At 63.6% G+C, this 26,110-nt stretch carries 26 protein-coding genes and 1 pseudogene; 10 read left to right on the top strand and 17 right to left on the bottom strand.

The genetic code is table 11. From position 1 onward, the window contains the following. The first annotated feature begins 65 nt into the window (after positions 1–65). The 6 genes from rbfA to CK218_RS13175 all read left to right on the top strand — a co-directional run bounded on the left by rbfA (position 66) and on the right by CK218_RS13175 (position 6,796). Positions 66–485, top strand: coding sequence for a 30S ribosome-binding factor RbfA (gene rbfA / locus CK218_RS13200; RefSeq protein WP_067324535.1), 420 nt, complete (start codon positions 66–68; stop codon positions 483–485). Then, positions 486–1,448: a tRNA pseudouridine(55) synthase TruB gene (gene truB / locus CK218_RS13195; protein WP_095828018.1), complete on the top strand. Its 963-nt coding sequence runs from the start codon at positions 486–488 to the stop codon at positions 1,446–1,448. A 167-nt stretch (positions 1,449–1,615) separates the two neighbouring features. Further along, on the top strand, positions 1,616–2,710 hold the full coding sequence (gene corA, locus CK218_RS13190; RefSeq protein ID WP_067324768.1) for a magnesium/cobalt transporter CorA: 1,095 nt from the start codon (positions 1,616–1,618) through the stop codon (positions 2,708–2,710). A gap of 147 nt (positions 2,711–2,857) precedes the next feature. Next, positions 2,858–3,169, top strand: coding sequence for a 30S ribosomal protein S15 (gene rpsO, locus CK218_RS13185; protein ID WP_275955123.1), 312 nt, complete (start codon positions 2,858–2,860; stop codon positions 3,167–3,169). Between the two features lie 384 nt (positions 3,170–3,553). After that, positions 3,554–5,704, top strand: a complete 2,151-nt coding sequence (pnp, locus tag CK218_RS13180) for a polyribonucleotide nucleotidyltransferase (protein WP_095828017.1) — start codon at positions 3,554–3,556, stop codon at positions 5,702–5,704. An 81-nt stretch (positions 5,705–5,785) separates the two neighbouring features. After that, positions 5,786–6,796, top strand: a complete 1,011-nt coding sequence (locus tag CK218_RS13175) for a class I SAM-dependent methyltransferase (RefSeq protein ID WP_095828016.1) — start codon at positions 5,786–5,788, stop codon at positions 6,794–6,796. 71 nt (positions 6,797–6,867) lie between these two features. Here the strand turns inward: CK218_RS13175 and CK218_RS13170 are convergent, their stop codons facing one another. The 4 genes from CK218_RS13170 to fabA all read right to left on the bottom strand — a co-directional run bounded on the left by CK218_RS13170 (position 6,868) and on the right by fabA (position 11,212). Next, a complete protein-coding gene (locus CK218_RS13170; RefSeq protein ID WP_095828015.1) occupies positions 6,868–8,421 on the bottom strand; it encodes a bifunctional diguanylate cyclase/phosphodiesterase in 1,554 nt (517 codons plus the stop codon). 102 nt (positions 8,422–8,523) lie between these two features. Further along, entirely contained in the window at positions 8,524–9,336 is an 813-nt protein-coding gene (gene fabI / locus CK218_RS13165; RefSeq protein ID WP_095799331.1) for an enoyl-ACP reductase FabI, read from the bottom strand. Between the two features lie 12 nt (positions 9,337–9,348). After that, entirely contained in the window at positions 9,349–10,569 is a 1,221-nt protein-coding gene (fabB, locus tag CK218_RS13160; protein ID WP_066996374.1) for a beta-ketoacyl-ACP synthase I, read from the bottom strand. Between the two features lie 127 nt (positions 10,570–10,696). Then, the gene (fabA, locus tag CK218_RS13155) at positions 10,697–11,212 is read right to left on the bottom strand and encodes a 3-hydroxyacyl-[acyl-carrier-protein] dehydratase FabA (protein WP_095828014.1); all 516 of its coding nucleotides are present in this window, start codon (positions 11,210–11,212) and stop codon (positions 10,697–10,699) included. A gap of 241 nt (positions 11,213–11,453) precedes the next feature. Between fabA and irrA the strand changes: the two genes are divergently transcribed. The 3 genes from irrA to plsY are packed head-to-tail and all read left to right on the top strand — an operon-like array spanning position 11,454 to position 12,965. Then, positions 11,454–11,885, top strand: a complete 432-nt coding sequence (gene irrA, locus CK218_RS13150) for an iron response transcriptional regulator IrrA (RefSeq protein ID WP_066996377.1) — start codon at positions 11,454–11,456, stop codon at positions 11,883–11,885. A gap of 10 nt (positions 11,886–11,895) precedes the next feature. Next, the gene (locus CK218_RS13145) at positions 11,896–12,276 is read left to right on the top strand and encodes a DUF4260 domain-containing protein (RefSeq protein ID WP_095828013.1); all 381 of its coding nucleotides are present in this window, start codon (positions 11,896–11,898) and stop codon (positions 12,274–12,276) included. A 17-nt stretch (positions 12,277–12,293) separates the two neighbouring features. After that, positions 12,294–12,965, top strand: a complete 672-nt coding sequence (gene plsY / locus CK218_RS13140) for a glycerol-3-phosphate 1-O-acyltransferase PlsY (protein WP_095828012.1) — start codon at positions 12,294–12,296, stop codon at positions 12,963–12,965. Between the two features lie 76 nt (positions 12,966–13,041). Here plsY and CK218_RS13135 read toward each other — a convergent pair whose 3' ends face one another. Continuing rightward, positions 13,042–13,599: an SH3 domain-containing protein gene (locus CK218_RS13135; RefSeq protein ID WP_066996495.1), complete on the bottom strand. Its 558-nt coding sequence runs from the start codon at positions 13,597–13,599 to the stop codon at positions 13,042–13,044. A gap of 168 nt (positions 13,600–13,767) precedes the next feature. Between CK218_RS13135 and CK218_RS13130 the strand changes: the two genes are divergently transcribed. After that, positions 13,768–14,769, top strand: a complete 1,002-nt coding sequence (locus CK218_RS13130; RefSeq protein ID WP_066996380.1) for a D-glycerate dehydrogenase — start codon at positions 13,768–13,770, stop codon at positions 14,767–14,769. A 14-nt stretch (positions 14,770–14,783) separates the two neighbouring features. Here CK218_RS13130 and CK218_RS13125 read toward each other — a convergent pair whose 3' ends face one another. The 12 genes and pseudogenes from CK218_RS13125 to CK218_RS13075 form a co-directional block, all read right to left on the bottom strand. Further along, positions 14,784–15,197 (bottom strand): DUF126 domain-containing protein, encoded by a 414-nt coding sequence (locus tag CK218_RS13125; RefSeq protein ID WP_095828011.1) that lies wholly within the window; start codon positions 15,195–15,197, stop codon positions 14,784–14,786. Continuing rightward, entirely contained in the window at positions 15,194–15,529 is a 336-nt protein-coding gene (locus CK218_RS31390; protein WP_280950825.1) for an aconitase X, read from the bottom strand. The genes CK218_RS13125 and CK218_RS31390 overlap by 4 nt, the downstream gene beginning before the upstream one ends. 63 nt (positions 15,530–15,592) lie before the next feature. Then, a pseudogene (locus CK218_RS31385) lies at positions 15,593–16,085 on the bottom strand (aconitase X); the annotation flags it as partial. 62 nt (positions 16,086–16,147) lie between these two features. After that, positions 16,148–16,636, bottom strand: a complete 489-nt coding sequence (locus CK218_RS13115) for a GNAT family N-acetyltransferase (RefSeq protein ID WP_095828010.1) — start codon at positions 16,634–16,636, stop codon at positions 16,148–16,150. A gap of 4 nt (positions 16,637–16,640) precedes the next feature. Beyond that, positions 16,641–17,396: a molybdopterin-synthase adenylyltransferase MoeB gene (locus CK218_RS13110; protein WP_095828206.1), complete on the bottom strand. Its 756-nt coding sequence runs from the start codon at positions 17,394–17,396 to the stop codon at positions 16,641–16,643. A 265-nt stretch (positions 17,397–17,661) separates the two neighbouring features. Continuing rightward, positions 17,662–18,822 carry a DNA replication/repair protein RecF gene (gene recF / locus CK218_RS13105; protein WP_095828009.1) on the bottom strand — a complete coding sequence of 387 codons (1,161 nt, stop codon included), beginning with the start codon at positions 18,820–18,822 and terminating at the stop codon, positions 17,662–17,664. A gap of 87 nt (positions 18,823–18,909) precedes the next feature. Then, positions 18,910–20,028 (bottom strand): DNA polymerase III subunit beta, encoded by a 1,119-nt coding sequence (dnaN, locus tag CK218_RS13100; RefSeq protein WP_066996395.1) that lies wholly within the window; start codon positions 20,026–20,028, stop codon positions 18,910–18,912. A gap of 175 nt (positions 20,029–20,203) precedes the next feature. Then, the gene (dnaA, locus tag CK218_RS13095; protein WP_245299622.1) at positions 20,204–21,676 is read right to left on the bottom strand and encodes a chromosomal replication initiator protein DnaA; all 1,473 of its coding nucleotides are present in this window, start codon (positions 21,674–21,676) and stop codon (positions 20,204–20,206) included. 909 nt (positions 21,677–22,585) lie between these two features. Continuing rightward, on the bottom strand, positions 22,586–22,852 hold the full coding sequence (rpsT, locus tag CK218_RS13090; RefSeq protein ID WP_066996401.1) for a 30S ribosomal protein S20: 267 nt from the start codon (positions 22,850–22,852) through the stop codon (positions 22,586–22,588). A 246-nt stretch (positions 22,853–23,098) separates the two neighbouring features. Then, a complete protein-coding gene (locus tag CK218_RS13085; RefSeq protein WP_095828008.1) occupies positions 23,099–23,872 on the bottom strand; it encodes an enoyl-CoA hydratase in 774 nt (257 codons plus the stop codon). Positions 23,873–23,912: 40 nt separating this feature from the next. After that, positions 23,913–24,803 carry a bifunctional DNA-formamidopyrimidine glycosylase/DNA-(apurinic or apyrimidinic site) lyase gene (mutM, locus tag CK218_RS13080; RefSeq protein ID WP_095828007.1) on the bottom strand — a complete coding sequence of 297 codons (891 nt, stop codon included), beginning with the start codon at positions 24,801–24,803 and terminating at the stop codon, positions 23,913–23,915. Continuing rightward, positions 24,787–26,034: a phosphopentomutase gene (locus CK218_RS13075; protein WP_095828006.1), complete on the bottom strand. Its 1,248-nt coding sequence runs from the start codon at positions 26,032–26,034 to the stop codon at positions 24,787–24,789. Before CK218_RS13075 ends, mutM begins: the two co-directional genes overlap by 17 nt. Positions 26,035–26,110: the final 76 nt, after the last annotated feature.

The following is a 26,110-nucleotide window of genomic DNA, read 5'->3' as shown; positions in this document are numbered from 1 at the left end:
GTTTCGTAGTTGAGACATGTGGCGCGGTCCCATCCCGCGCTTCACGATTTCAGGACTGAAGAAAAATGTCCCGTTCGACAACATCAGGCCCCTCCCAGCGCATGCTGCGCGTCGGCGAGCAGGTGCGTCACGCCCTATCCGAGACCCTGCAGCGCGGCGAAATCATCGACCCGGTGATCGAGAACAGTGTCGTCTCGGTCTCGGAAGTACGCATGTCGCCCGACCTCAAGATCGCCACCGCCTTCGTTTCACCGCTTGGTGTCGGCGACGCCGATGCCGTGGTCGGGGCGCTCAACAGGCATGCGAAATTCATTCGCGGCCGCGTCTCGGGCGCGCTCAGGCAGATGAAGTACATGCCCGAGTTTCGCTTCCGGCTCGATACGTCTTTTGACAATTTCGCCAGGATCAACGAATTGCTGAAATCGCCCGAGGTCGCGCGCGATCTCGACCACCAGAATAAAAACAACGACAAGGACGAGGAATAGGTGGCGCGCCGCGGCAAGAAAAAGGGCCGGCCGGTCTCCGGCTGGGTGGTGCTGGACAAGCCGGTCGGCATGGGCTCGACCGAAGCCGTCTCCAAGATCAAATGGCTGTTCCAAGCGGAGAAGGCCGGCCATGCCGGCACGCTCGACCCGTTGGCTTCCGGCATGCTGCCGATCGCGCTCGGCGAGGCGACCAAGACCGTGCCTTACGTGCAGGATGGCGCCAAGATCTACCGCTTCACCGTCGCCTGGGGCGAGGAGCGGTCGACCGACGACCTCGAAGGGCCGGTGACGAACAGCTCGGACCGCCGCCCGGCCGAGGCCGAGGTGCGGGCGCTGCTGCCGAAATACACCGGCGTCATCATGCAGACGCCGCCGCAATTTTCTGCCGTCAAGATTGCCGGCGAGCGCGCCTACGATCTTGCCCGCGACGGCGAGACGGTCGACATTCCCGCCCGCGAGATCGAAATCGGCCGTTTGGACATCGTCGAGCATGGAGTCGATAGAACCGTCTTCGTGGTCGAGTGCGGCAAGGGCACCTATGTGCGCTCGCTGGCGCGCGACATGGGTCGCGATCTGGGCTGCTTCGGCCACATCTCCGAGTTGCGCCGCGTCGAGGTCGAGCCGTTCACGGCGGACGATTTCGTCACCGTCGCCGAGCTCGAAGCGGCGCGCTTCGGCGGCAAGACGGATGAGAATTCGGACGAAGAAGCCGAGGTGTCGGTCGATTTCGGCGCCATCGATGCGCTGCTGGTCGAGACCGCCGCAGCACTTGACTGCTTGCCGCAGGTCGCCGTCAGCGACGACGCCGCGACCAAGATCCGCCTCGGCAATCCCGTCATCATTCGAGGGCGCGACGCGCCGGTCGAGGCCGAGGAGGCCTGTGCCACGGCGCGCGGCAAGCTCGTCGCCATCGGCGCCATCGAACAGGGCATGTTCAAGCCCAAGCGGGTCTTTGCCGGTTGACGGCACTCGGCTAGTTTCGGCTCGCAGTTCCAGGAAAACGTGTAACGGTTCTCGTCGGAATTGCATGAAAACCGACGGTTAGAGCAGCGATCTGCTATGACGTCGCGCCCCAGGGGAGCTCATGGCCCAGAGGAATCATGGCCCAGAGGATTATGGCCCAGAGGATTGTGGCAATGGCTGAGACCGTCGGAAAGCGGGCGCCGCTGAAAATCCGCCGGCCGCCGGTCGGCGCTTCGCCCGGCACCTTGATCGCCGATCCGGCGGCGCGGCGCAGCGAGCTTCGGCTGACGTTGATCTCGCCGGAGAAATACAAAACCATCGACAATGCCAGCATCGACGAGCTCAACACCCATTGCGACCGCTGGCCGGTCGTCTGGCTTGATTGCACGGGGCTCGCGAACATCCCGCTGATCGAAGAGATCGGCCGGATTTTCGACCTTCATCCGCTGGCGCTCGAGGATGTCGTCAACACCGGCCAGCGGCCGAAGGTGGATTTCTTCGAGGACCACGCCTTCGTCGTCATGCGCATGATCGACGATGTCGCCGCGCATCGCTACGAGCAGATCGCGGTGTTCTTCGGCGAGAATTTCGTCGTCACCTTTCAGGAGCGCGAGGGCGACCCGTTCGATCCAGTGCGCAAGCGCATCGCGGCTCCCATGCCCAACCGGCTGCGCTCGCGCGGCGCCGACTATCTCGCCTATGCGCTGATCGACGCCATCGTCGACAGCTATTTCCCGCCGATCGAGACGGTGAGCGAATTGGTCGACGGCATCGAAGACCAGATGCTCAGCACGCCCCACAAGCACCAGATGCGGCAGTTGCACGAATTGCGGCGCGACGCCAATGTGCTGAAGGGCGTGCTGTGGCCGATGCGCGACGCGCTGGCGACGCTGATCCGCAACGACGTGCTCTTCGTGAAGGCCGAGACCAAGATATTCTTCAACGACACGCTCGACCATGCGCTGCGGCTGATCGAGCTGGTCGAGACCCAGCGCGACATGCTGACCGGCTTGATCGAAATGCATCTGTCGCTGACCCAGGCACGCACCAACGACGTCATCTCCTATCTGACCATCGTCTCGGTGATCTTCATGCCGCTCACCTTCCTCGTCGGTGTCTGGGGCATGAACTTCGACCCGGATAGCTCGCCCTGGAACATGCCGGAGCTGAAGGCCTACTACGGCTACCCGGCGGCACTTTTGTTCATGCTGGTCGTTGCTGTCGGGCTCGTCGCCTTCTTCAAATGGAAGAAGTGGCTGTAGCAGCAGAACCCTCTGTTTTTGCGGCAGGACATGCGACAAGCCGGCTTGACAATTAGGCTGGTGTTTTGCGGGAAATTGCACTATATGCGCGGCAGCTTCGCGCCCTGACGCGTTGCTTGCACCGGCCCCTGCTGGACGACATCCCGGCTGAGGGCGTCCCGTTTCCTCGAACAGATAAGGAAAAACACGATGTCGATTACTGCCGATCGCAAAAAAGAACTGATGGCCGAATTCGCGACCGCGAAGGGCGATACCGGGTCCCCGGAAGTCCAGGTTGCCATCCTTTCCGAGCGCATCAAGAACCTGACGGAGCACTTCAAGGACCACAAGAAGGATAACCATTCCCGCCGTGGTTTGCTTGCTCTCGTTTCCCAGCGCCGCAGCCTGCTTGATTACCTCAAGCGCAAGGATGACACGCGCTATCAGACGCTGATCGACAAGCTCGGTCTCCGTCGCTGACGAATTGACCGGCGGGCTCTCTGCGGAGAGCCCGCCGGTCGCGCATTGGCGGACCGGTCGCTCCGGTGCCCGATGCTGGAGTGGAGCGCGCCGCGCGCTCTCGAAATTCGCATTCGCGCATGGCGCGTCTCGGAAACAGGGGTTTCCGGCGTCGTGCGCAAAAGGCCGGCCGACCGGTCGGCCAGACCCGGTTCCGGAAGCGCAAAGGGCCGTTCGGAACCGCCCATGGACGGTCATGGGGCAGGATTGCAGGATGCTCGCTCGGCAATCGCCACCTGTCGAGCTTCCCGTTGTCTTGCCCGTGGCTGCCCGAAGGAAGCCAGGGAAGGGATGCTCCGCGACCGTTGAGACGGCGCGGCCCTTTCCGCACATGAAGGACAAGATATGTTCAATCAACACAAAGTGGAAATCGAATGGGGCGGCCGTCCGCTCATCCTGGAAACCGGCAAGATCGCTCGCCAGGCTGACGGCGCGGTGCTCGCCACCTACGGCGAGACCGTGGTTCTCGCCACCGTCGTTTCGATGAAGGAGCCGAAGCCCGGCCTCGATTTCTTCCCGCTCACCGTCAACTACCAGGAAAAGACCTATGCCGCCGGCAAGATTCCGGGCGGCTACTTCAAGCGCGAGGGCCGTCCGAGCGAGAAGGAAACGCTGGTTTCCCGCCTGATCGACCGCCCGATCCGCCCGCTGTTTGCTGACGGCTACAAGAACGACACCCAGATCGTCGTCACCGTCGTCCAGCACGATCTCGAGAACGATCCTGACATCCTGTCGATCGTCGCTACCTCGGCCGCGCTCACGCTGTCCGGCGTGCCCTTCATGGGCCCGATCGGCGGCGCCCGCGTCGGCTACATCAACGGCGAATATGTGCTCAATCCGCATATCGACGAGATGGAGGAATCGAAGCTCGACCTCGTCGTCGCCGGCACCGCCGACGCCGTGCTGATGGTCGAATCCGAGGCCAAGGAGCTCAGCGAGGAGCTCATGCTCGGCGCCGTCGTGTTCGGTCACAAGAGCTTCCAGCCGGTGATCGACGCCATCATCAAGCTGGCCGAGGTCGCCGCCAAGGATCCGCGCGACTTCACCGCGCCGGACCATTCGCAGCTCGAAGGCGAGATGCTGAAGGTTGTCGGCGACGAGCTTCGCGACGCCTACAAGATCACCGAGAAGCAGTCCCGCTACGCGGCCGTCGACGCCGTCAAGGCGAAGGTCAAGGCCGCGTTCACGCCGGCCGAAGGCGAGGATCCGAAATATTCCTCCGAGCAGATCGCAAGCGTCTTCAAGGAGCTCCAGGCCAAGGTGGTACGCTGGAACATCCTGGACACCGGCTCGCGGATCGACGGCCGCGACCTGAAGACCGTGCGCAAGATCGTCGCCGAAGTCGGCGTCCTGCCGCGTACCCATGGTTCGGCGCTGTTCACCCGCGGCGAGACTCAGGCGCTGGTCGTCGCCACGCTCGGCACCGGCGAGGATGAGCAGTTCGTCGATTCGCTGACCGGCATGTACAAGGAGAAGTTCCTCCTCCACTACAACTTCCCGCCCTATTCGGTTGGCGAAACCGGCCGCATGGGCTCGCCGGGCCGGCGCGAGATCGGCCACGGCAAGCTTGCCTGGCGCGCGATCCACCCGATGCTGCCTTCGGCGGACCAGTTCCCCTACACCCTGCGCGTCGTCTCGGAGATCACCGAGTCGAACGGCTCGTCCTCGATGGCGACCGTCTGCGGCACCTCGCTGGCGCTGATGGATGCCGGCGTTCCGATCGCCAAACCCGTGGCCGGCATCGCCATGGGCCTGATCAAGGAAGGCGAGCGCTTCGCGGTGCTCTCCGACATCCTTGGCGACGAGGACCATCTCGGCGACATGGACTTCAAGGTCGCCGGCACCGCCAACGGCGTTACCTCGCTGCAGATGGACATCAAGATCGATGGCATCACCGAGGAGATCATGGGCATCGCGCTCGGCCAGGCCAAGGAAGGCCGGCTGCACATCCTGGGCGAGATGGCGCATGCCATATCTTCCTCGCGCGCCGAGCTCGGCGAATTCGCGCCGCGCATCGAGGTCATGCACATCCCGACCGACAAGATCCGCGACGTCATCGGCTCCGGCGGCAAGGTGATCCGCGAGATCGTCGAGAAGACCGGCGCCAAGATCAACATCGAGGATGACGGCACGGTCAAGATCGCGTCGGCCAACGCCAAGGAGATCGAGGCGGCGAAGAAGTGGATCCACACCATCGTGGCCGAGCCGGAAGTCGGCGAGATCTATGAAGGTACCGTCGTCAAGACGGCCGACTTCGGCGCCTTCGTCAACTTCTTCGGCCCGCGCGACGGCCTCGTCCACATCTCGCAGCTCGCCAATGAGCGCGTCGCCAAGACCTCCGACGTCGTCAAGGAAGGCGACAAGGTTTGGGTCAAGCTGATGGGCTTCGACGAGCGCGGCAAGGTGCGCCTGTCGATGAAGGTCGTCGACCAGGCGACCGGCAAGGAAATCGTTCAGGAAAAGAAGAAGCCGGAAGGCGAGGAAGACGCCGCCTGATCGGCCTGACCGCATGATTGAGACGGGCGCGCTGCAAGGTCGCGCCCGTTTCTATTTCAAGCGCCCTTCAAGGGTAGGTGAATGGCCGCTGAGCCGCTGAAGACGCTGTTCTATCCATTTGAGGCCGAAGCGCTGCCTTGGCCGCGAAGCGATGCCCGGCTCCTCTTTCTTGGCGCTGAGCCTGGTTTCCGTTTGCCCGGCGGCGTCGCTGCGGCGCTGCATCTCGTGCAAGGCTTTCGGCCGCATTTTCGTGCTCTGCAGGCAGCCGGCTATTCGGTCACGCCGAGGGCGGAAGGCTCGGCCTTCGATGCTGCCCTTGTGCTGGCCGGCCGGCATCGCGGCCAGAACGAGCTGCGCATCGCCGAAGCCATCGAGCGCGTCGCGCCCGGCGGATTGATCGTCGTCGCCGGCGGCAAGGAAGACGGCATCGATAGCCTGCGCAAGCGCGTGGGCGCGCTGGCGCCGCTCGAAGCCCACCTGCCGAAGCATCACGGCGTCGCCTTCTGGTTCCGCCAGGCCGGCATGGATGCGGCCCGGGCGCTTCGCGCCGCCAACCCTAATCTGATCGTCGAAGGCCGCTTCCGCACCGCGCCCGGCATGTTCTCCTTCGATCGGGTCGACGCAGGATCGAAGCTTCTGCTGGACAGCCTGCCGCAGGGGCTTGCGGGCAATGTCGCCGATTTCTGTGCCGGCTGGGGCTATCTGGCGGCCGAAGTGATGGAACGCTCGACAGGGCTGTCCGGTCTCGACCTCTACGAAGCGGATTTCGAGGCCCTGCAGGCGGCAAAGGCCAATATCCGCGCAACCGCAGTCGAGCCGCGCTTCTTCTGGACCGATCTGCTGACCGAAACGGTCGAGCGAGGTTACGACGCGATCGTCATGAACCCGCCCTTCCACAGCGGCAGGGCTGCCGACCCGGGCATCGGCGCTGGCATGATCCGCGCGGCGTCGAAGGCGCTGAAACCAGGTGGACGCCTGTTCATGGTGGCGAACCGGCAGTTGCCTTACGAACAGGTGCTGGCGGGAGCCTTCTCCAGCCACGCCGAGGTTGCGCGCGATGGCATGTTCAAGGTGTTTTCGGCGCGGCGTTAAAAGCAATTCCAGGAAAAGCGCGTGAGACGGTTTTCCGTCCCGTGATTGCTCCAGGAAAAGAACGCAGCGCCCTACTGCAGGCTGACGAGGCGTGCCGGCTCGCGCCTGGCATGGACAGGGCGCAACGCGCCGAGCTCGATCTCGAGTGGCGCGGGGCGGCCGAACAGATAACCCTGCACGACCTCGCAACCGGCGGCTCTCAGCAGCGTCGCCTGGTTCTCGGTCTCGACGCCTTCGGCGATGATGCCGACGCCGAGCGCCCGCGATAGCCCGACGATGGTCGAGACGACAGCGCCCGAGCTGGAATCGGTATCGATGCGGCTGACGAAGGAGCGGTCGATCTTCAGCTTGCCGAACGAGAAGTCGATCAGATAGCTCAGGTTGGAATAGCCGGTGCCGAAATCGTCGACGGCGACCGAGATGCCCATCTCGGCGAGTTGCCGCAGGATGACGGCCGCGCGGTCGCGGTCCTGCATCATCGCCGTTTCGGTGACTTCGAGTTCCAGCCGCGACGGCTTGATGCCGGTCGATGCCATGGTCTGGCGCACGATGCCGACGAAGTCCCTGGTCATGAACTGGACCGGCGAGATGTTGACGGCGACGAAGCAATCCTCCGGCAGGTACTGGGCGTCGCTGCAAGCCTTGCGCAGCACCCATTCGCCGATCGGGTTGATCATGCCGGTTTCCTCGGCGATCGGAATGAATTCCATCGGCGGGATCATGCCGCGTTCCGGATGCTTCCACCGGATCAGCGCTTCATAGCCGACGACACGGCCGCCCTGCAGGTCGAATTGCGGCTGGTAGTGGAGGCTGAAGTCGCCGCGGTCGAAGGCGGTTTTCAGCTCCGATTCAATCCATTGCCGGTGGTCCGCAACGCGGCCCATGTCGGCGTGGAAGACTGACCAGTTGCCGATGCCGCTTGCGCGCGCATTCTGCAGCGCCAGGTTTGAGCGGCGAAGGATGAGCACCGGATCGACGCCGTCCTTCGGCATCGCCACGATACCGACGGACATGCTGACCGACTGCAGATGCGTCTGGAGCTGGTAGGGCTCCATCATGCGGTTGATGAATGTTTCGAGGAACCGTTCGAGATATCCCCGGATCTCACGGTCCGGCAAGAGCACGGCGAATTCGCCGGCGCCGAGCCGTCCGATCACGACATCCTCCGGCATGCTCTCCTTCAGCCTTTTGGTGAAGGCGCGGATCAGCTCGTCGCCATGACTGTAGCCGATGGCGTCGTTGATCTGCTTGAAGCGGTCGATGTCGATATCGATCAAGTAGACCGGTTCGCCGGTCTCCAGCGTTTCCGCTGCCGCCGCCGCGACCTTTCCGACGATCGCCTGGCGCGTCAGCAGGCCGGTCATCTTGTCGAAATGGGTTTCCTTGAAGACGTATTCGGCCGATTCATCGATGCCTGCGAAGAATGACATCGCGGCGCCGCCGGCGGAAAGGGCACAGAGCGCGGCGATGATACCCGCCATCGTCCCGGCAGACATGCCGGCCAGGCCGTCGCCGAAGCCGAAGCGCAACCCCCAAAGTCCGAGGATAAAACTGCCCATGGCCGAGCTGGCGATGGTGACCAGCCGGAACAGCGGTGTTCGCTTCGGGTTGCTGACTGCAGACATGCAAGGTCCCTGAACTACAGGGCCGTTTAGCGGATACCTCCTTAAAATGGGTTTCCGCCAATGCCTCCAATTTTACTGGAAGGTGCTTTTTTCGTTAGCGAATTATTCGCGGGGGCCGTCGTTCTGCTTCAGTTCCTCTAGCGTCGGCATGGAGACGATATGATAGCCGGAATCGACATAGTGGATCTCGCCTGTGACTCCCGAAGACAGATCGGACAGCAGGTAGAGCGCCGAGCCGCCGACCTCGTCGATGGTGACGGTGCGCCGTAGCGGCGAATTGCGCTGCTGATAAGAGAACATGTGGCGTGCGTCGGATACGCCGGAGCCGGCGAGCGTCCGCACCGGTCCTGCCGAGATGCCGTTCACCCGAATGCCGCGCGGGCCGTAATCGTTGGCGAGGTAGCGCACGCTGGCCTCCAGTCCGGCCTTGGCGACGCCCATGACGTTGTAGTTCGGCATGACCCGCACCGACCCGGCATAGGTCAGCGTGATCATCGAGCCGCCGTTCGTCATCAGCGCTGCGGCATTGCGGGCGATCTCGGTAAAGGAATAGCAGGAGATCACCATGGTGCGGACGAAGTTGTCGCGGCTGGTGTCGGCGTAGAGGCCCTTGAGCTCGTTCTTGTCGGAGAAGCCGATGGCGTGAACGACGAAATCCAGGCCGCCCCAGGCTTCGCGAAGCGTCTGGAAGGTTGCGGTGACCGAGGCGCTGTCCTCGACGTCGCAAGGCACGACCAGCGAGGCACCGAGCTTCTCGGCCAGCGGCTTGACCCGCCGCCCGAAGGCGTCGCCCTGATAGGTGAATGCGAGTTCCGCCCCGTGTTCGGACAATTTCCTGGCGATGCCCCAGGCGATCGAATGATCGTTGGCGACCCCCATGACAAGCCCGCGCTTGCCCTTCATCAACCCTTCCATAAAAGGCAATCCTTATGCGGAATAGCGCTGGAAAATCAGCGTTGCGTTGGTGCCACCGAAACCGAAGGAGTTGGACAGGACGGTGTCGATCTTGGCATTGTCGATGCGCTTGCGCACGATCGGCATGCCCTCGAATTCGGGATCGAGCTCCTCGATATGGGCGCTCTCGCCGATGAAGCCGCCCTGCATCATCAGGATGGAGTAGATCGATTCCTGGACGCCGGCGGCGCCGAGCGAATGGCCGGTCAGCGACTTGGTCGAGGTGATATACGGCATCTGGTCGCCGAACACCTCGCGGATGGCGCCCATTTCCTTGGAATCGCCGACCGGCGTCGATGTGCCGTGCGTGTTGATGTAGTCGACCGGCGTCGAGACAGTGGCAAGCGCCTGCCGCATGCAGCGCACGGCGCCTTCGCCGGACGGCGCCACCATGTCGTAGCCGTCGGAGGTCGCGCCGTAGCCGACGATCTCGGCGTAGATCTTGGCGCCGCGTGCCTTGGCGTGCTCCAGCTCTTCCAGCACCAGAACGCCCGCGCCGCCGGCGATAACGAAGCCGTCGCGGTTGACATCATAGGCGCGCGAAGCGGCCGATGCTTTGTCGTTGAATTTCGACGACATGGCGCCCATGGCGTCGAACAGGTCCGACATCGTCCAGTCGAGATCCTCGTGGCCGCCGGCGAACATCATATCCTGCTTGCCCCATTGGATCAGCTCGCAGGCATTGCCGATGCAGTGCGCGGAGGTCGAGCAGGCGGACGAGATCGAGTAATTCACGCCGTGGATCTTGAACCAGGTTGCCAAGGTGGCCGAAGCGGTCGACGACATCGCCTTCGGCACCGCGAACGGACCGATACGCTTCGGGCTGCTGTTCTTGAGCGTCGTTTCGGCGGCTTCCACGATGGTCCTGGTCGACGGTCCGCCGGAGCCCATGACGATGCCGGTCCGCTCATTGGTGATGTCGCTCTCGCCGAGGCCGGCGTCCGCGATCGCCTGATCCATGGCGACATGGTTCCAGGCCGCGCCTTGGCTCAGGAAACGCATTGCGCGGCGGTCGATCATCGCCGACGGATCGAGCGTCGGCGCGCCCCACACCTGGCAGCGAAAACCGTGCTCGGCGAAGGAATTGGAAAAGCTGATGCCGGACTTGGCATCGTAAAGTGAGGCCTGCACCTCATTGGCGTTGTTGCCGATCGACGACACAATGCCGAGGCCTGTCACTACGACGCGTCTCATTCGCAACTCCTTCCGGCGTAGTTTGGCGAAAAACCTAATTGGTTCCCGCCTTCGATCATACGCAAAATAAACTGCCGCGGCGTCCTTGCGCATCCGTCGGACACGCCAGGCCCCGTGGCGATGGCGATCAGGCGGCGGCCTGCTTGGACAGGCCCACCTTCAGATCCGTTGCCGCGTATATGGGTTCGCCATCCGCCTTGAGCCAGCCATCGGCGATGCCGAGCACGAGGCGGCCGCGCATCACGCGCTTGAAGTCGACGCCATATTCGACCTTCTTGACCGATGGCGTCACCATGCCCTTGAACTTCACCTCGCCGGTCGACAGCGCCATGCCCTTGCCGGGTTCACCGAGCCAGCCGAGATAGAAGCCGGTCAATTGCCACATGGCGTCGAGGCCGAGGCAACCCGGCATGATCGGATTGCCGATGAAATGGCAGGCGAAGAACCAAAGATCCGGCTTGATGTCGAACTCGGCACGGATGAAGCCCTTGTCGAAGGCGCCGCCGGTCTCGCTGATCTCGGTGATGCGGTCGAACATCAGCATCGGCGGGTAGGGCAGCTGGGCGTTTCCCGGTCCGAACAGCTCGCCGCGGGCGCAGGCAAGCAGTTCCTCGTAGTCGTAGCTGGACTTTTGACCCGCCATTAATTCCGTCCCCGTTCTCGTTCCGGGCGGCAGGGCGCCCATGTCGTTGGTTTCCTAACACACTCTGTTTGTGGCCGGAAACCGGCGTTTGCGCTTAACCCGTGCGCCTGCCTGGGTCAATGCGCGCTATTGATCGCATTTGGGCGACAGAATATATGTCGGGTGGTGTCCAGTTTTTGGCATTGACCTCTTTTTGCCATTCTGGACCGGTCTATGGGGCTTGCAAGCTTAGACGGGATAGATGGATTCGGGCTGCCGGAAGGAAAATGTCGCTGTGGACAAGCGGGTTCGCGAAGCCGGCCTGAGGCCGACGCGCCAGCGCATTGCGCTGGCCGACCTGCTTTTCGCCAAGGGCGACCGTCACCTTTCGGCCGAAGAATTGCATGAAGAGGCGATCGCCGCCGGTGTGCCGGTTTCGCTGGCCACCGTCTACAATGCCCTTCATCAATTCACCCAGGCCGGCATGCTGCGCATCCTCGCCGTCGAAGGGTCGAAGACCTATTTCGACACCAACACTTCCGATCACCACCACTTCTATGTCGAGGGCGAGAACCGGATCTTCGATATCGCCAGCGGCCCGGTGAGCGTCTCCAACCTGCCGGAGCCTCCGGAAGGCATGGAGATCGCCAACGTCGATATCGTGGTGAGGCTGCGCCCCAAGCGCCGCGACTGATCTGCCCGCGATGAGGCCCGTCGATCTGGCGATACGGCTCGAATGGGCCGCAATAGCCGCGGCGGCCACTATCTTCTACAAAATGACCGGGGTGTCGTGGTGGCTGTTGGCGCTGCTCATCCTGGCACCGGACCTGTCGATGCTCGGCTATCTCGCCGGGCCGCGGACCGGCGCGATAGCTTACAACGCCCTGCACGTTCTGATTGCTCCGCTCGTTTTGGCGCTTGCCGGCATCCTGCTTGCCGGTCCGGTCGCCATCGCTGTGGCGCTCATTTGGATCGCCCACATCGCCATCGACCGTGCTCTTGGCTACGGCCTGAAGCTTTCCACTGGTTTTCAGGATACGCATCTCGGCCGCATCGGACGCGACCGGAGCGGCGCGGCCGGCTAGAGCGGCGAGGTCAATCCATGGTTTTCTGGATAGCGAGCGCGATTGGACTGTCGATCGGTTATCTCCTCGGCTCCACGCCCACCGGTTATCTCGCAGGGAAACTGCTCAAAGGCATCGACATACGCGAGCATGGCTCCAAGTCCACCGGCGCAACGAACGTCTTGCGAACCCTCGGCAAATGGCCCGCTTTGGCGGTGCTCCTGATGGATGTACTGAAAGGTAGCGCAGCCATCGTTTTTGCCCGCTGGTTTTATTCGTGGCTCTATGGATGGCCGGCCCTCACGCCATCGCAATCGCTTGATCTGCAAACCTTTGTACCTTGGGCTGTCTGCTTGGCCGGTCTTGCCGTTCTGCTGGGCCATGCTCGTTCGATCTGGCTGAATTTCACAGGCGGCAAATCCGCCGCGACGGGGCTCGGCGTATTGCTGGCGATGTCCTGGCCGGTAGGCTTAGGTGCTGCCACGGTTTTTGTCTTTGTGCTGGCTGTTTTCCGGATTGTTTCGCTTGGTTCGATGCTGGCGGCGTTGACGGCCATCGCCCTCGTCTGCGGCTTGGAGCAACCTCTATCCTACCGCTTGCTGGTGGTTGCAGGTGGCATCTACGTGATCGTGCGCCATCGCGCCAACATTCAGCGGCTTCTGGCCGGGACAGAGCCTCGCCTGGGGCAAAGCACGGAACCCCGAGCTTAGTGGTTACACTTCAAGACTGTCGGACAGGCCGCCCGGCGGCGGGCCGGGACTCCCGATATTTATGACCTCGCTGAGATCAGTTCTTGACCTTTTCGCCCGGGTAGGCGCCCCAGACCTGCGACTGGGCGACCCAGCCGGTATGGCCGTCGAAGGTCATCTCGCACCACTGACCGTCGCACTTCTTGATCGAGCCCATCACGCCTGGCTCGAGGATGGCGACAACGGCGGCGTCCTTGTCGGGATCGTCGAGCAGATTGATTCGGCCGCCCTTGCCGCGCTGCCAGGGGGCGACGATCGCGGTGCGGCGGCCCGAAAGCAGCGACTGGTTGATCCAGCCTTCGGAGCCGTCGGCGTCGCGCACGCGGCGCCAGGTGTCGAATTCCTGGATGATTTCCATCGGCAGTCCGGCCTTCATGTACATCCAGTCGACGGAATAGTTGGCGCCCGGACCGACGCGCGAATTGACGCGTCCGGATTTCAGGCTGACGAAGCGCGGCAGCGGCAGGCCGCTCGGCCCCAGCGTCACGGTCTGCGCCGACGTGGCCGCGCCTTGCGCGGATGTCTGCGGCGCCCAAAGCAGAGTGCCGAGAACGGCTGCGCTGAAAGCCAGGCGGAGCGAGGCGAAACCAGACACGTTCATTCCTTTCGGCGCCGGTCCGTGGGAGGAGCGCCCCTTTTTCTTTGTCTTCGGCGGCACCGCTTGTTACAGGAGTGGGCTGATACCGCGACTGGCTTCAAGTTTCGCTTGTCTTGGTTAAAGAGGTCTCAACGAGATCGGTTTCGAGGAAGCTTCGGGGAAACAATGGCAGGCAAAAAACGGCCCCTCGTCGTCATCACGCGCAAGCTGCCCGATCCGGTGGAGACCCGCATGCGCGAACTGTTCGATGCGCGCCTCAACGTCGAGGACCGGCCGATGACCCAGCCTGAGCTGGTTGCGGCGGTCAAGGAAGCCGATGTGCTGGTCCCGACCATCACCGACCACATCGATGCCGCGCTGATCGCCCAGGCCGGCGAGAACCTCAAGCTGATCGCCAATTTCGGCAACGGCGTCGACAAGATTGACGTCTCGGCGGCTGCCAAGAAAGGCATCACCGTCACCAACACGCCGAACGTGCTCACCGAAGACACCGCCGACATGACCATGGCGCTGATGCTCGCCGTGCCGCGCAGGCTGGCCGAAGGTGCCAACGTGCTCACCGGCGAGAAGAAATGGGCCGGCTGGTCCCCGACCTGGATGCTCGGCCGCCGCATCTGGGGCAAGCGCCTGGGCATTGTCGGCATGGGCCGTATCGGCACGGCGGTCGCCAGGCGCGCCAAGGCGTTCGGTCTGTCCATCCACTACCACAACCGCCACCGCGTGCTGCCGGCGGTCGAGGACGAATTGGAAGCGACCTATTGGGAAAGCCTCGACCAGATGCTCGCCCGGATGGATATCATCTCGGTCAACTGCCCGTCGACGCCGGCGACCTTTCATCTGCTGTCGGCCCGGCGGCTGGCGCTGATGCAGCCGGCGGCCTACATCGTCAACACAGCGCGGGGCGACATCATCGACGAAGAGTCGATGATCAAACTCATCCAGGACGGCAAGATCGCCGGCGCCGGCCTCGACGTCTACGAGCACGAGCCGGCGCTGAACAGCAAGCTGTTGAAGCTCGCCCACAAGGGCAAGGTCGTTCTGTTGCCGCATATGGGCTCGGCGACGCTCGAAGGCCGCATCGACATGGGCGAGAAGGTGATCATCAACATTCGCGCCTTCTTCGACGGCCATCGCCCGCCGGACCGTGTGTTGCCGCTCAGGACCTGAAAACCACGATTTGTTCAGGCGGCGACGCTCACGGCGCCGTCGTCGTCGACTTTGACGGTGCTTCCGCGATAGGCGTCGAACACACCGCGTCCGAGCCGCACCGCCATAGGCGTTTCCCAGCCCATTTCGCGCGCGACGATCAGGCCGAGCAGAAGAATGGCGTCCGGCTCGTGCAGCACAAGGGCTGCCGGCCCGCGGCCGTTGTGGACCAGTTCCATCAGCACTGCCGAAGCCGACGAGGAGCCGATGGTGCCCGGCAGGAACAGCACCCGGCCGGAAATCACCTCGCCATGCTGCGGGTGGCGGACATCGGCGATGCGCCCTGTCTTCGGGTCGACGCCGCCCCAGAAGCTGATCGGCGCCGTCAGCACCAGCGCTTCGCCTTTACCGGCCTTGCCCCGTACCAATATCTCCGCGGCGGCGCTCATGCGGCGAGGTCCGTGAAGCGCGGCTTGCCGGCGACCGCGCTTTCGACGCAATCGGCGAGCGAGGCATAGAGCACCGCATAGCCGGTGTTGCCTGGAGCGTAATGCGCGAACTTGCCCGAATTGGTCATCAGCACGCCGCCGGAAAGTTCCGGCATGATCGGCGTCACCACCACGCATGTGTCGGCAACGATGACGACGCCGCTTCCTTCGAGCCTCTTCCGCCGGCCGTCCTGCTCCAGGAAGGCAAGCACATGACGGCCGGTGCAGGCATAGATCGGCACGGCGAGCCGTCTTCCGGCAATCAGCCGCTCCAGCATCTCGAACACGGCCATAGAGGCTGCCCAGCACCGGCCAGGCGATCTCGGAAGCGAGGAAGGAAGGCGATAGGCCCGAGACGTCGAACACCAGTCGCGCCCGGCGGTTCTCGGCCCGGTGCAGGCCATAATCGGGTGCGCGGCCGGTGATGGCGCAGGCGATGTCGAGGAAATCGCCGTAGCGGTTGGTGCGGGCGCCCAGCACCGAGTTGCAGAACACCACCGCATTGGACTCGCCCCAGGCGACATCGCTGCCCTGTGCCGGCCTGTGCCCGGCCTGATAGGGCGCGCAGGTCCAGCTTTGCTCGCAGCCGAGCTTGCGATAGGCATCCATCATCCGCCGCGCCATGCCGCGCTGCGGCTCTTCCAGGCGAATGCGCGAGCAGCCCGTCAGGTCGAGCGCCCCGACATTGAGCGTCGAGCGCACTGCGATCCTGGCGCCGCCTTCGACCAGCCGCTCGGCGAACAGCGTGCCGGAATCGCCATGATAGAGCGCGCCGTCGATATGCGCCGAACAGATCGGGATCAGCCGTGGCGCGCCGAGCAGGCGCGCGCTCTCGGCGACGATGCGCATCGCCATTCCCGCGCCGTCCTTACCGGCGGCGGTTGCCTGTTCCAGCGGGCTGAGCGCGAGGCTCAAGACAGCACCTTGCGCATGGTGATCGAGGTCGGCCTGTCGTAGCCCGCATGCGCGGTGCGCCCGGTCTCGCGAAATCCGAGCCGGGCGAAGGCCGCGTGGTTCGCCGTAAGCTCGATACGCGTCTGCAGCTCGAGGGCCTGCTTGCCGCGCCGGTGGGCAAGATCGTCGAGGGCCTGCATCAGCCGTCCGCCTATGCCTCGCCCCTGAAGGCCAGGCTCGACGGCAAGCTTGCCGACATAGAAATCGTCTGCCCTCTCCATCGCAAAGACGCAGCCGGCGATCCGGCCGTTCTGCATGGCCAGGAACGCCGTTTCTTGCCCGGCCTTGCTCTTGAGGTTTTCGGGTGTGAGCTGATGCGCCGAGGATGGCGGGTCGATGACGCCGTCCATATAGGCGAAGGCGCGCCGGATCAGCGCCAGCAATTCGTCCCACTGCGCGAAGTCCGGCGGAAGCTCGCTGACGAGGAGAGTGGCCGTCTGATCCATGCGTTCAGAGTGCCTTGTAGCGGACGGTATCGAAACGGGCGGTCAGCCCGTCGTAAAGCAGCAGCCGGCCGACCAGCGGCTCGCCGATGCCGGCGATCAGCTTGATCGCCTCCATCGCCTCCAGCGTGCCGATGACGCCCGTCAGCGCGCCGACGATGCCGGCAACGGCGCAGGATGGCACCAGCCCTTCGGGCGGCGCTTCCGGAAAAAGGTCGCGGTAGCCTGGATTGCGCTGGCCATCGGCGCCCGTTTCAAATGGCTTCAGCACCGTCACCGAGCCGTCGAAGCGGCCGACGGCGGCAGTGACCAGGGGCTTCTTTTCCTGGGCGCAGGCATCGGCCAGAGCATAGCGTGTCTCGAAATTGTCGGAGCCGTCGACCACGATATCGTATTGGGCGACGAGGGCAGGGGCATTTTGCTCGGTCAGCCTGAGGCGATGCAGTTCCACCCTGACATTGGGGTTGATGCGCATGATCGCCGCCGAAGCGCTGTCGGTCTTCGCCATGCCAATAGTATCGCTGCCATGGATCACCTGCCGCTGCAGGTTGGACAAGGAGACATCATCGTCGTCGACGATGCCGAGCGTGCCGACGCCGGCCGCGGCGAGATATTCGAGCACAGGCGCCCCAAGCCCGCCGGCGCCGATCACCAGCACCCGCGCCCGCTTCAGCTTCTGCTGGCCGGAGCCGCCGATTTCGGGCAGCACGATGTGGCGGGCATAGCGCTCGAGCTCTTCGTCGGTGAGGGCAGCATTCGTCATGGCCGGACCATATAGCGGGCAGGAAACCTTGTCATGCACATGCAAGGCGAAGCCTTGTCACTCACATGCAAGGCGAAGCCTTGTCACTCACATGCAAGGCGAAGCCTTGTCACTCACATGCAAGGCGAAGCCTTGTCACTCACATGCAAGGCGAAGCCTTGTCATGCATATGCAAAGCGAAGCTTTGTCACTCACATGCAAAGCGAAGCCTTGTCCCGCAGCACAAAGCCTTGCTCGTGCAAGGCGCTTTGAACTCTTCGACAGTTCAGCCGGTCGGGCCGACGCTGCCGTGATCGACCGTCAGGAATTGCGCCCGCCCGGCGAGGCTGGAAAACAGCGCCGCGTCGGTGCCGGTCATGAAGGCCTGGCAGTTGAGCTCTTCGAGGATGGAAAACAGCGCAGCGCGCCGGCCGCTGTCGAGATGCGCGGCGATCTCGTCGAGCAACAGGATCGGCGTCAGGCCCGACATCTCGCCGGTCAGCCGCGCGTGCGACAGCACGATGCCGACAAGCAGCGCCTTCTGCTCGCCGGTCGAGCACAATTCGGCCGGCATCGACTTCGGCCGGTGACGGACCGCGAGGTCGGAGCGGTGCGGACCGTCGAGCGTGCGGCCGGCGGCGCGGTCGCGCTCGCGGCCATTGGCGAGTATGGCGCGGAATCGCTCCTCGACGTCGACTGCCGGTGTGACCGCGATTTCGCTTTCCAATTCGCCGGCGAGGCTGATGTCGGCCTGCGGAAACGGGCCGCTGCCCGGCAGCTTGTCGATCATGGCCGCAAGCAGCCGCACCAGCTCGGCCCTGGCCGCCGCGATCGCCACCCCGGTTTCGGCCATCTGCATCTCGATCGCGTCGAACCAGCCGGCGTCGCGCGAGCCTTCCGTAAGCAAACGGTTACGGCCACGCATCGCCTTCTCGTAATCGAGCGCGCGCTGCCCGTGGCCGGGGTCGATCGCCAGCACCAGCCGGTCGAGGAAGCGGCGGCGGTCGGCGGCCGGCCCTGGAAACAGCCCGTCCATCGCCGGCGTCAGCCAGACGACCCGCAGCCATTCGAGCATATCCTCGGCCGATTTTGCCGGCGCGCCGTTGATGCGCACGCGCCTGCCGCCTTCCGCGGCACCATCGCCGCCGGCAATGCCGGTGCCGATTTCGACCTGACCTTCCGGTCCTTCGATGCGCGCATGCAAGGCAAAGCCGCCATCGCCGCCCTCGCGGGCGACGTCGGCGTAAGGCGCGCGGCGCAGCCCGCGCCCCGGCGTCAGCAGCGAGACTGCTTCGAGCAGATTGGTCTTGCCGGCGCCATTGTCGCCGGACAGCACGACAGCGCCAGGGCCGAGATCAAGCGAAAGTCCCGCATAGTTGCGAAAATTTGTAAGTGTAAGCTTACTTATATAGCTCTGCTGCCGAAGCTGTTTGGCGTCCGAGGTCACGGCGACATGTGAGGCCTGCTAGAGCAATTCCAGGAAAAGTGCATAGCGGTTTTCCGTCCGCAATTGCGTCAACAAAAGAGACAAAGCCTAGACCCGCATCGGCATCAGCACGTAGAGCGCGGTCTCGTCGGCCATGTCGTGGATCAGCGTCGGAGACCCGGCATCCGCCAGCATGAACTTGGCTTCCGAACCGGTGAGCTGGGCGGCGACATCGAGCAGATATTTGGCGTTGAAGCCGATCTCGATCGGGTCGGACGAGTATTCGGCCGCCAGCTCCTCGGTTGCGCTGCCGGAATCCGGATTGTTGACGGCGAGCGTGAGCTGGCCGTCATTGATCGACAGTTTCACGGCTCGGCCGCGCTCGGACGAAATGGTCGAGACGCGGTCGACGGCGGCGGCAAAGCTCTGGCGGTCGATAACCAGCTTCTTGTCATTGCCGGTCGGGATGACGCGCTGATAATCGGGGAAGGTGCCGTCGATCAGCTTCGAGGTCAGGATGACGCTGCCGATGGTGAAGCGGATCTTGGTATCCGACAGCTCCGTCGTCACCGCGATATCCGGGTCGTCGACCAGCTTCTGCAGCTCGCTCACCGTCTTGCGCGGGATGATGATGCCGGGCATGCCTTCGGAGCCTGCCGGCGCGTCGATCTCGGCGCGCGCCAGTCGGTGCCCGTCGGTCGCGACCGAGCGCAGCTTCAGCTTGCCGCCCGCCTCATGCGTGTGCAGGAAGATGCCGTTGAGATAGTAGCGCGTCTCCTCGGTCGAGATCGCGAACTGCGTCTTCTCGATCAGGCCCTTGAGCGCCACCGAATCGAGCCGGAAGATGTGCGAGAAGGAGCCGGCTGAAAGCTCCGGGAAATCGGACTGCGGCAAGCACTGCAGGCGGAAGCTGGAGCGCCCGGACGTGACGGTCATCGCGTTGCCGTCCTCGTCGGTCTTCAGCATCACCTCGGCGCCGTCGGCCAGCTTGCGCACGATGTCGTAGAGCAGATGCGCCGGAACCGTCGTCGCGCCGCCGCGCTCGACCTTGGCCGGCGTGGCTTCGGTCACTTCAAGGTCGAGATCGGTGGCCTTCATTTCCAGGCTGGCGCCCTCGGCGCTGAGCAGCACATTCGACAGAATCGGGATGGTGTTGCGCCGCTCCACCACGCGATGGACGTGGTTGAGGGACTTCAGAAGATTGGATCGTTCCAGGATAACACGCATGACGAAACAGGCTCGCTTCAATGAATGAGCGGGTCACCGGGCAGCGGCGTCCCGCAAAAGCTCCGAAAAGCTCAGAATCTATGTAAGCTGACAGTAAAAACCCTGCAAACGCAAGCCCGCGGCACCGGTTCCAGCCGGTTGCGCGGGCTTTCTGGGGATAAAGCGGGCTAAGCGCTCAGGCCTGCTCGTTGATCAGCCTTCTGAGCAGTTCGAGTTCCTGTGCCAGCGTGTTGTCGGCGCCGGAAAGATCCTCGATCTTGCGCACGGCGTGCAGAACCGTCGTGTGATCGCGGCCGCCGAAACGGCGTCCGATCTCCGGCAGCGAGCGCGGCGTCATCACCTTGGAGAGATACATCGCTACCTGCCGCGGTTTGACGATGGTGCGCGTGCGACGGTTTGAGAGCAGTTCCGTCTTCGAAACGTTATAGTGGCGTGCCACGATGCGCTGGATGTCCTCGATACGCACCCGCTTCGGCTCGCCCGAGCGGTAGATATGGCCGAGGATCTCGTCGATGCGGTCGATAGTGATCTGCGGCTCGAAGGACTGGCGAAACAGAAGCTGGTTGAAGGCGCCTTCGAGCTCGCGCCCGCTGCCCGTCACCGTTCTGGCGACGTGATCGAGGATCTCATCCGAAATGTCGAGCGAGGTATCGTCGATCTTGGCAGTGGCAAGGCGCAGCTTCAGCATGCCGAGGCGCATGCCGAAATCCGGTGCCGACATTTCGAGCGCCACGCCGCCGTTGAGGCGCGAGCGCACCCGCGGCTCCAGCGACTCCAGTTCAGACGGCGGCCGGTCGGCGGCGACCACCACCTGCTTGGCGCTGTCGAGCAGCATGTTGATGAGATGGCAGAACTCGTGCTGGATCGACTTGCCCTGCAGGAACTGCATGTCGTCGATTATCAGCAGATCGATGTCGCGCAGCTGCTCCTTGAGCGTCAGCGCATTGTTGTCACGGATCGCGGTGGCGAAGCGCCACATGAAATATTCCGCCGTCAGGTAGACCACGCGCGATTTCGGATTGTGCCGCAGCGATTCCGCCGCGATCGCCTGCAACAGATGCGTCTTGCCCAGGCCGACGGTCGCATGGAGAAAGAGCGGGTTGAAGCGCACCGCGCTCGACTGCGATTCCGCCACCGCCTTGGCCGCCGCGAAAGCAACACGGTTCGAAGGACCTTCGATGAAGGAAGTGAAAGTGTAGCGCGGATCGAGCGGCGACCCCAGCACATTGTGGCGGAACTCGGTCTCCGCCGGCACGCCCTGGCGGGGCGCCGGCGTCCGCTCCACCCGACCGGCGCTCGCGGTGCCGGCGGCAAGCGCGGTCTGGGCCTGCTTGGTCATCTTGCGCGCCGGCGCGATCTCCGGCTCGACATTGTTGCGGCCCTGCCGCGTGGCGGTCCGCACGACGATCTCGATCTTGAGAAGGTCGGGATCCTCGTGCCTCCACAGTTCGGCGATAAGATCAAGGTAATGGCCGTTGATCCACGACCGCAGGAAGGCCGTCGGTACGGAGATGCGGACCATGCCGCGCGACGCCTCGGCAACCTTCATGCGGCCGAACCAGCTCGAATAGACCTCGGCTCCCAGACGCGCCTTCAATTGGGCCTTGACCCGCTCGAACTTCTGTTCAGCGTCGCTGGATGCCGCCATGTCGTCCCCTCCGACGATAGTTGCTGGGAATGGGAGTTCGCCCGCAATCTCCCCTTCGATGCCGCTCTGCATGATCAAGTTCCTTGTCTCTCGTACCCTTTTTCCGCCGGGAGTGCGCCTCCTGCACCCTGGGTCCGGCGACGTTTTTCGCTGCGCCTCTATCGCCGCCGCCGGCGATATCGTTGCAACGTTGCGCAAGGGACCTCTGCCGGCTCTCGCAAGCCGGCTTGATCATGCCAAGACAATACAACACCGCCCGGCGAAAATGCCGGCCCAACGTCGACTGCCATGTACAATTACGCCAGTCCCCTACCCGCACCGAAGAGACAAACCAAGCCGCACGCGGAATTGCTCCGCGTCATGAATTCCGCCATTTTTTGCTGGCCGATTCAGGCTGGGTTAAGGGCAGGTGCCCGTCCCTTCGATGGATGGACATTACCGAAATCGCTGTGGATAGGGCAAGGCCACGTCTAACGGATTTTTAACGAATCTGGTTACCGGAGACGTGTTCAAAGCAGGTGCCACTGCGGCCCATTTTCATAAAGCCATTGTGATTCAAACCCTTTTCCGTGGAATGTGAAAAAGGCCACACCTTCGGAAATTTTCTGAAATAATTCTCTTGACAGCTACTTGTCCCCCGCCGCTCCTCCGCGAGTTGAACAAGCTGTGGATGACCGTCTGTAAGATTTTGAAAAATATATGGATTTTGTGGCAGGCTCATCTATGGCCGTGCCCGCATCCAGCGGTCGTCGACATGAGCGATTATGTATATGCCGGCAAAACATTGGCTACTTTGAAATTCGGCCCAAGCGTCGTTGTCCGACCGTTCTTTTTAAGTACTTGCCGGCAAACGAAAAAACCCGGCCTGTGCGGCCGGGTTCAAGGATAACGGTTCTAAAGGGAAGTCGGTCAGGCCGACAGCACCTTGACCCGCTGGGCCAGCCGCGAAACCTTGCGCGAAGCCGTGTTCTTGTGGAGGACACCCTTGGTTGCTGCGCGCATCAATTCCGGCTCCGCGGCCTTGAACGCTTCCAGCGCAGCAGCCTTGTCGCCGGCGGCGAGCGCCTCTTCGACCTGGCGAACATAGGTGCGGACGCGCGACCGACGGTTCTTGTTGATCGCCGCCCGGCGGGCGATCTTGCGCGTTGCCTTTTTGGCCGAGGACGTATTGGCCATGATGCCTCTCTTCTGATCTGGTGGGCGCCAGCGGGTCGCAGGGCGCAAAAAACAAACGGGCAGCCACGGGCCGCCTCGGTTGGTGCGGCTTATAGTTCAGCTTTTCCGGCGCGTCAACGCCGCTTCGCGGTCTTTTTGGGGCTTGAAGCCGTACCGCGCTGAAACGGGTCCGCACGCCTAAAGCCGTTGTCTTGGTGCATGCCCGGCTTCTTGCCGAAATCGCGGCACGCATTAGGCCGACATGCCCTAGCTGTTGCTGAAATCCGGCTTCCGCTTCTCGACGAAGGCGGCCATACCCTCCTTCTGGTCATCGAGCGCAAACAGCGAGTGGAAAAGGCGGCGCTCGAAGCGCAGCCCCTCGGCAAGCGTCGTCTCGAAAGCGCGGTTGACGGCTTCCTTCGTCATCATCACCGACGGCAGGGAAAACTCGGCGATCTTCGCTGCCGCTTTCAGCGCCTCCTCGACCAGCTCGGCCGCCGGCACCACTCGCGACACCAGTCCGCAGCGCTCGGCCTCGGCAGCGTCCATCATCCGCCCGGTCAGGCACATGTCCATCGCCTTCGACTTGCCGACGAAGCGGGTCAATCGCTGCGATCCGCCCATGCCCGGCATGACGCCGAGCGTGATCTCGGGCTGGCCAAATTTTGCGTTGTCGGCTGCGATGATGAAATCGCACATCATGGCCAGCTCGCAGCCGCCGCCAAGCGCGTAGCCGGCGACCGCGGCGATGATCGGCTTGCGCGCACGGGTGAGCTCCTCCCACCCGACAAAGAAGTCCCGAGTATAGGCGTCGACAAAGGAGATCGCCTGCATTTCCTTGATGTCGGCGCCGGCCGCGAAGGCTTTTTCCGAACCCGTGAGCACCATTGCACCGATGCCGGCATCGGCGCCGAACGCATTCACCGCCGCCACGATCTCGGCCAGCACCTGCGAATTCAGGGCATTGAGCGCCTTCGGCCGGTTCAGCGTGATCAGCCCGACCTTGCCGCGTGTCTCCACGAGAATGGTTTCATAGGCCATGGCATCGTCTCCTCGCTTCGATTGAGGAGACCGGTCTAGCTCACCGCTGACAGGTCCGGCAATAGAACGTCGATCGGCCGCTCTGCACGATGCGCTCGATATGGCCGCCGCAGCCCGGTTTCGGACATGGCTCGTCTTCGCGGTCATAGACCGCGAAGGAATGCTGGAAATAGCCAAGCGACCCGTCTGCCTGGACATAGTCGCGCAGCGAGGAACCGCCGGCGGCGATCGCGTCGGCGATGACCGAGCGGATGGCGGCGGCCAAGCGTTCGCATTGCTCTTTCGCTCTCTTGCCGGAGCCGGCTATGGTGCCGGCTTCGCGCAGCGGCGACAGGCCGGCGCGCCACAGCGCTTCCGACACATATATGTTGCCGAGCCCGGCGATCAGCCGCTGGTCGAGCAACGCGGCCTTGAGCGGCGATCTGCGGCCTTCGAGCAGCGAGGCGAGCAGGGGACCGTCGAGCGCATTGCCGGTCGGCTCGATGCCCAGCCCCGCCAGCATTGGATGCGCGTCCGGCGCGCCTTCGGCAAACAGCATGAAGCCGAAACGGCGCGGGTCGTTGAAGATGACGCGGGACCGCTCGCCCTTCGGGGAGTCGACATCGAATACGACGTGGTCATGCGCCGCGCTCTTCGAGCGCTCGTGATGGAAGCTGCCGGGAATTTGTCCGTTCCCATCGGTTTCGACGCGGAACGATCCCGACATGCCGAGATGGCAGATCAGCACCGGACCGTTTTCGATGTGCATCGTCAGATATTTGGCGCGCCTGCCAAGCGCCGTCACGGTCTTGCCGGCAAGCCGCTCCGAGAACCGTTCGGGAAAGGGAAAGCGAAGGTCTGGCCGTCGCGCCTCGACATTTACGAGCCGCGCCCCTTCCAGGACCGGCTGCAGCCCCCGCCGCACCGTTTCGACTTCAGGCAGTTCGGGCATGGCCGCCTATCGTCGCGAGGAAAGAGGTGCCGTGGCGGCCAGGCGCAAGCCCGAGATGATCCGCGATGGTTTCGCCGATATCGGCGAAGGTCGGCCTGAGCCCGATGTCGCCGCCCTTCAGTCCCGGCCCTATCCCGATCACCGGAACGCGTTCGCGGGTATGATCGGTGCCGCGCCAGGTCGGATCGTTGCCGTGGTCGGCGGTGAGGATGAGAAGGTCGCCCGACTTGAAGCGCGACAGCGCTTCCGGCAGCCGGCGATCGAAGGCCTCAAGCGCTCCGGCGTAGCCGGCGACATCGCGCCGATGGCCGAACTCGGTATCGAAATCGACGAAATTCGCAAAGACCAGATCGCCTTCGCCGGCGTCGTCCATGGCGGAGAGCGCCTTGTCGAACATCGCCATATTGCCGCCCGCCTTGCGCACCTCCGCGATGCCGCGATGGGCGAAGATGTCGCCGATCTTGCCGACGGCGATGACCTTGCTGCCGCGCTCGGTCAGCCGGTCGAGCAAGGTCGGCTCCGGCGGCGGCACGGCATAGTCGCGGCGGTTGTGGGTGCGCTGGAAGGTGGCGCTTGTCTCGCCGACGAAGGGCCGCGCGATCACCCGCCCGATGTTGAGCGGATCGACCAGCCGGCGCACCGTCAAGCAAAGCTCGTAGAGCCGCTCCAGGCCGAAATGCGTCTCGTGCGCGGCGATTTGCAATACGGAGTCGACCGATGTGTAACAGATGGGCTTGCCGGTCCGGATGTGTTCCTCGCCGAAGCGCTCGATGATCTCGGTCCCTGGCGCATGGCAATCGCCGAGGATGCCCGGCACCTTGCCTTCGCGGATGATCGCGCCGGTCAGCTCGGCCGGGAAGGCGGGCGCGGTGTCGGGAAAATAACCCCAGTCGAAACGCACGGGCAGGCCGGCAATCTCCCAATGGCCCGACGGCGTGTCCTTGCCGCTCGAGACCTCCTGGGCAGCGCCATGGAACGACGCGGCAAGCAGCGGCGCGTCGAGGTCGATCGTCAGCCCGGTTGCCGTCTTGGCGGCGCGGGCGAGCCCGAGCGAGATCATGTTGGGCACGGCAAGCGGTCCGCTGCGCAGGCCTCCACGATCCGCACGGCCCTCGGCGCAAGCCTGTGCGATGTGTCCGAATGTGTCGGCGCCGGCATCGCCGTAGCGTTCGGCATCGGCCGCTCCGCCGATGCCGAAAGAATCGAGAACGAATAGGAAAGCCCGCGCCATAGGGGTGCCATCGTGCCAATCTAACCAGCCAGACATAGAGTTCCGCAGCGGCGTTGGCAAATCGGATGCCAGACCG

It is taken from the genome of Mesorhizobium sp. WSM3879 (assembly GCF_002294915.1).
Lineage (GTDB): Bacteria > Pseudomonadota > Alphaproteobacteria > Rhizobiales > Rhizobiaceae > Mesorhizobium.
Note: the sequence above shows the minus strand (reverse complement) of the source record. Positions and strands in the feature narration are given on the sequence as shown.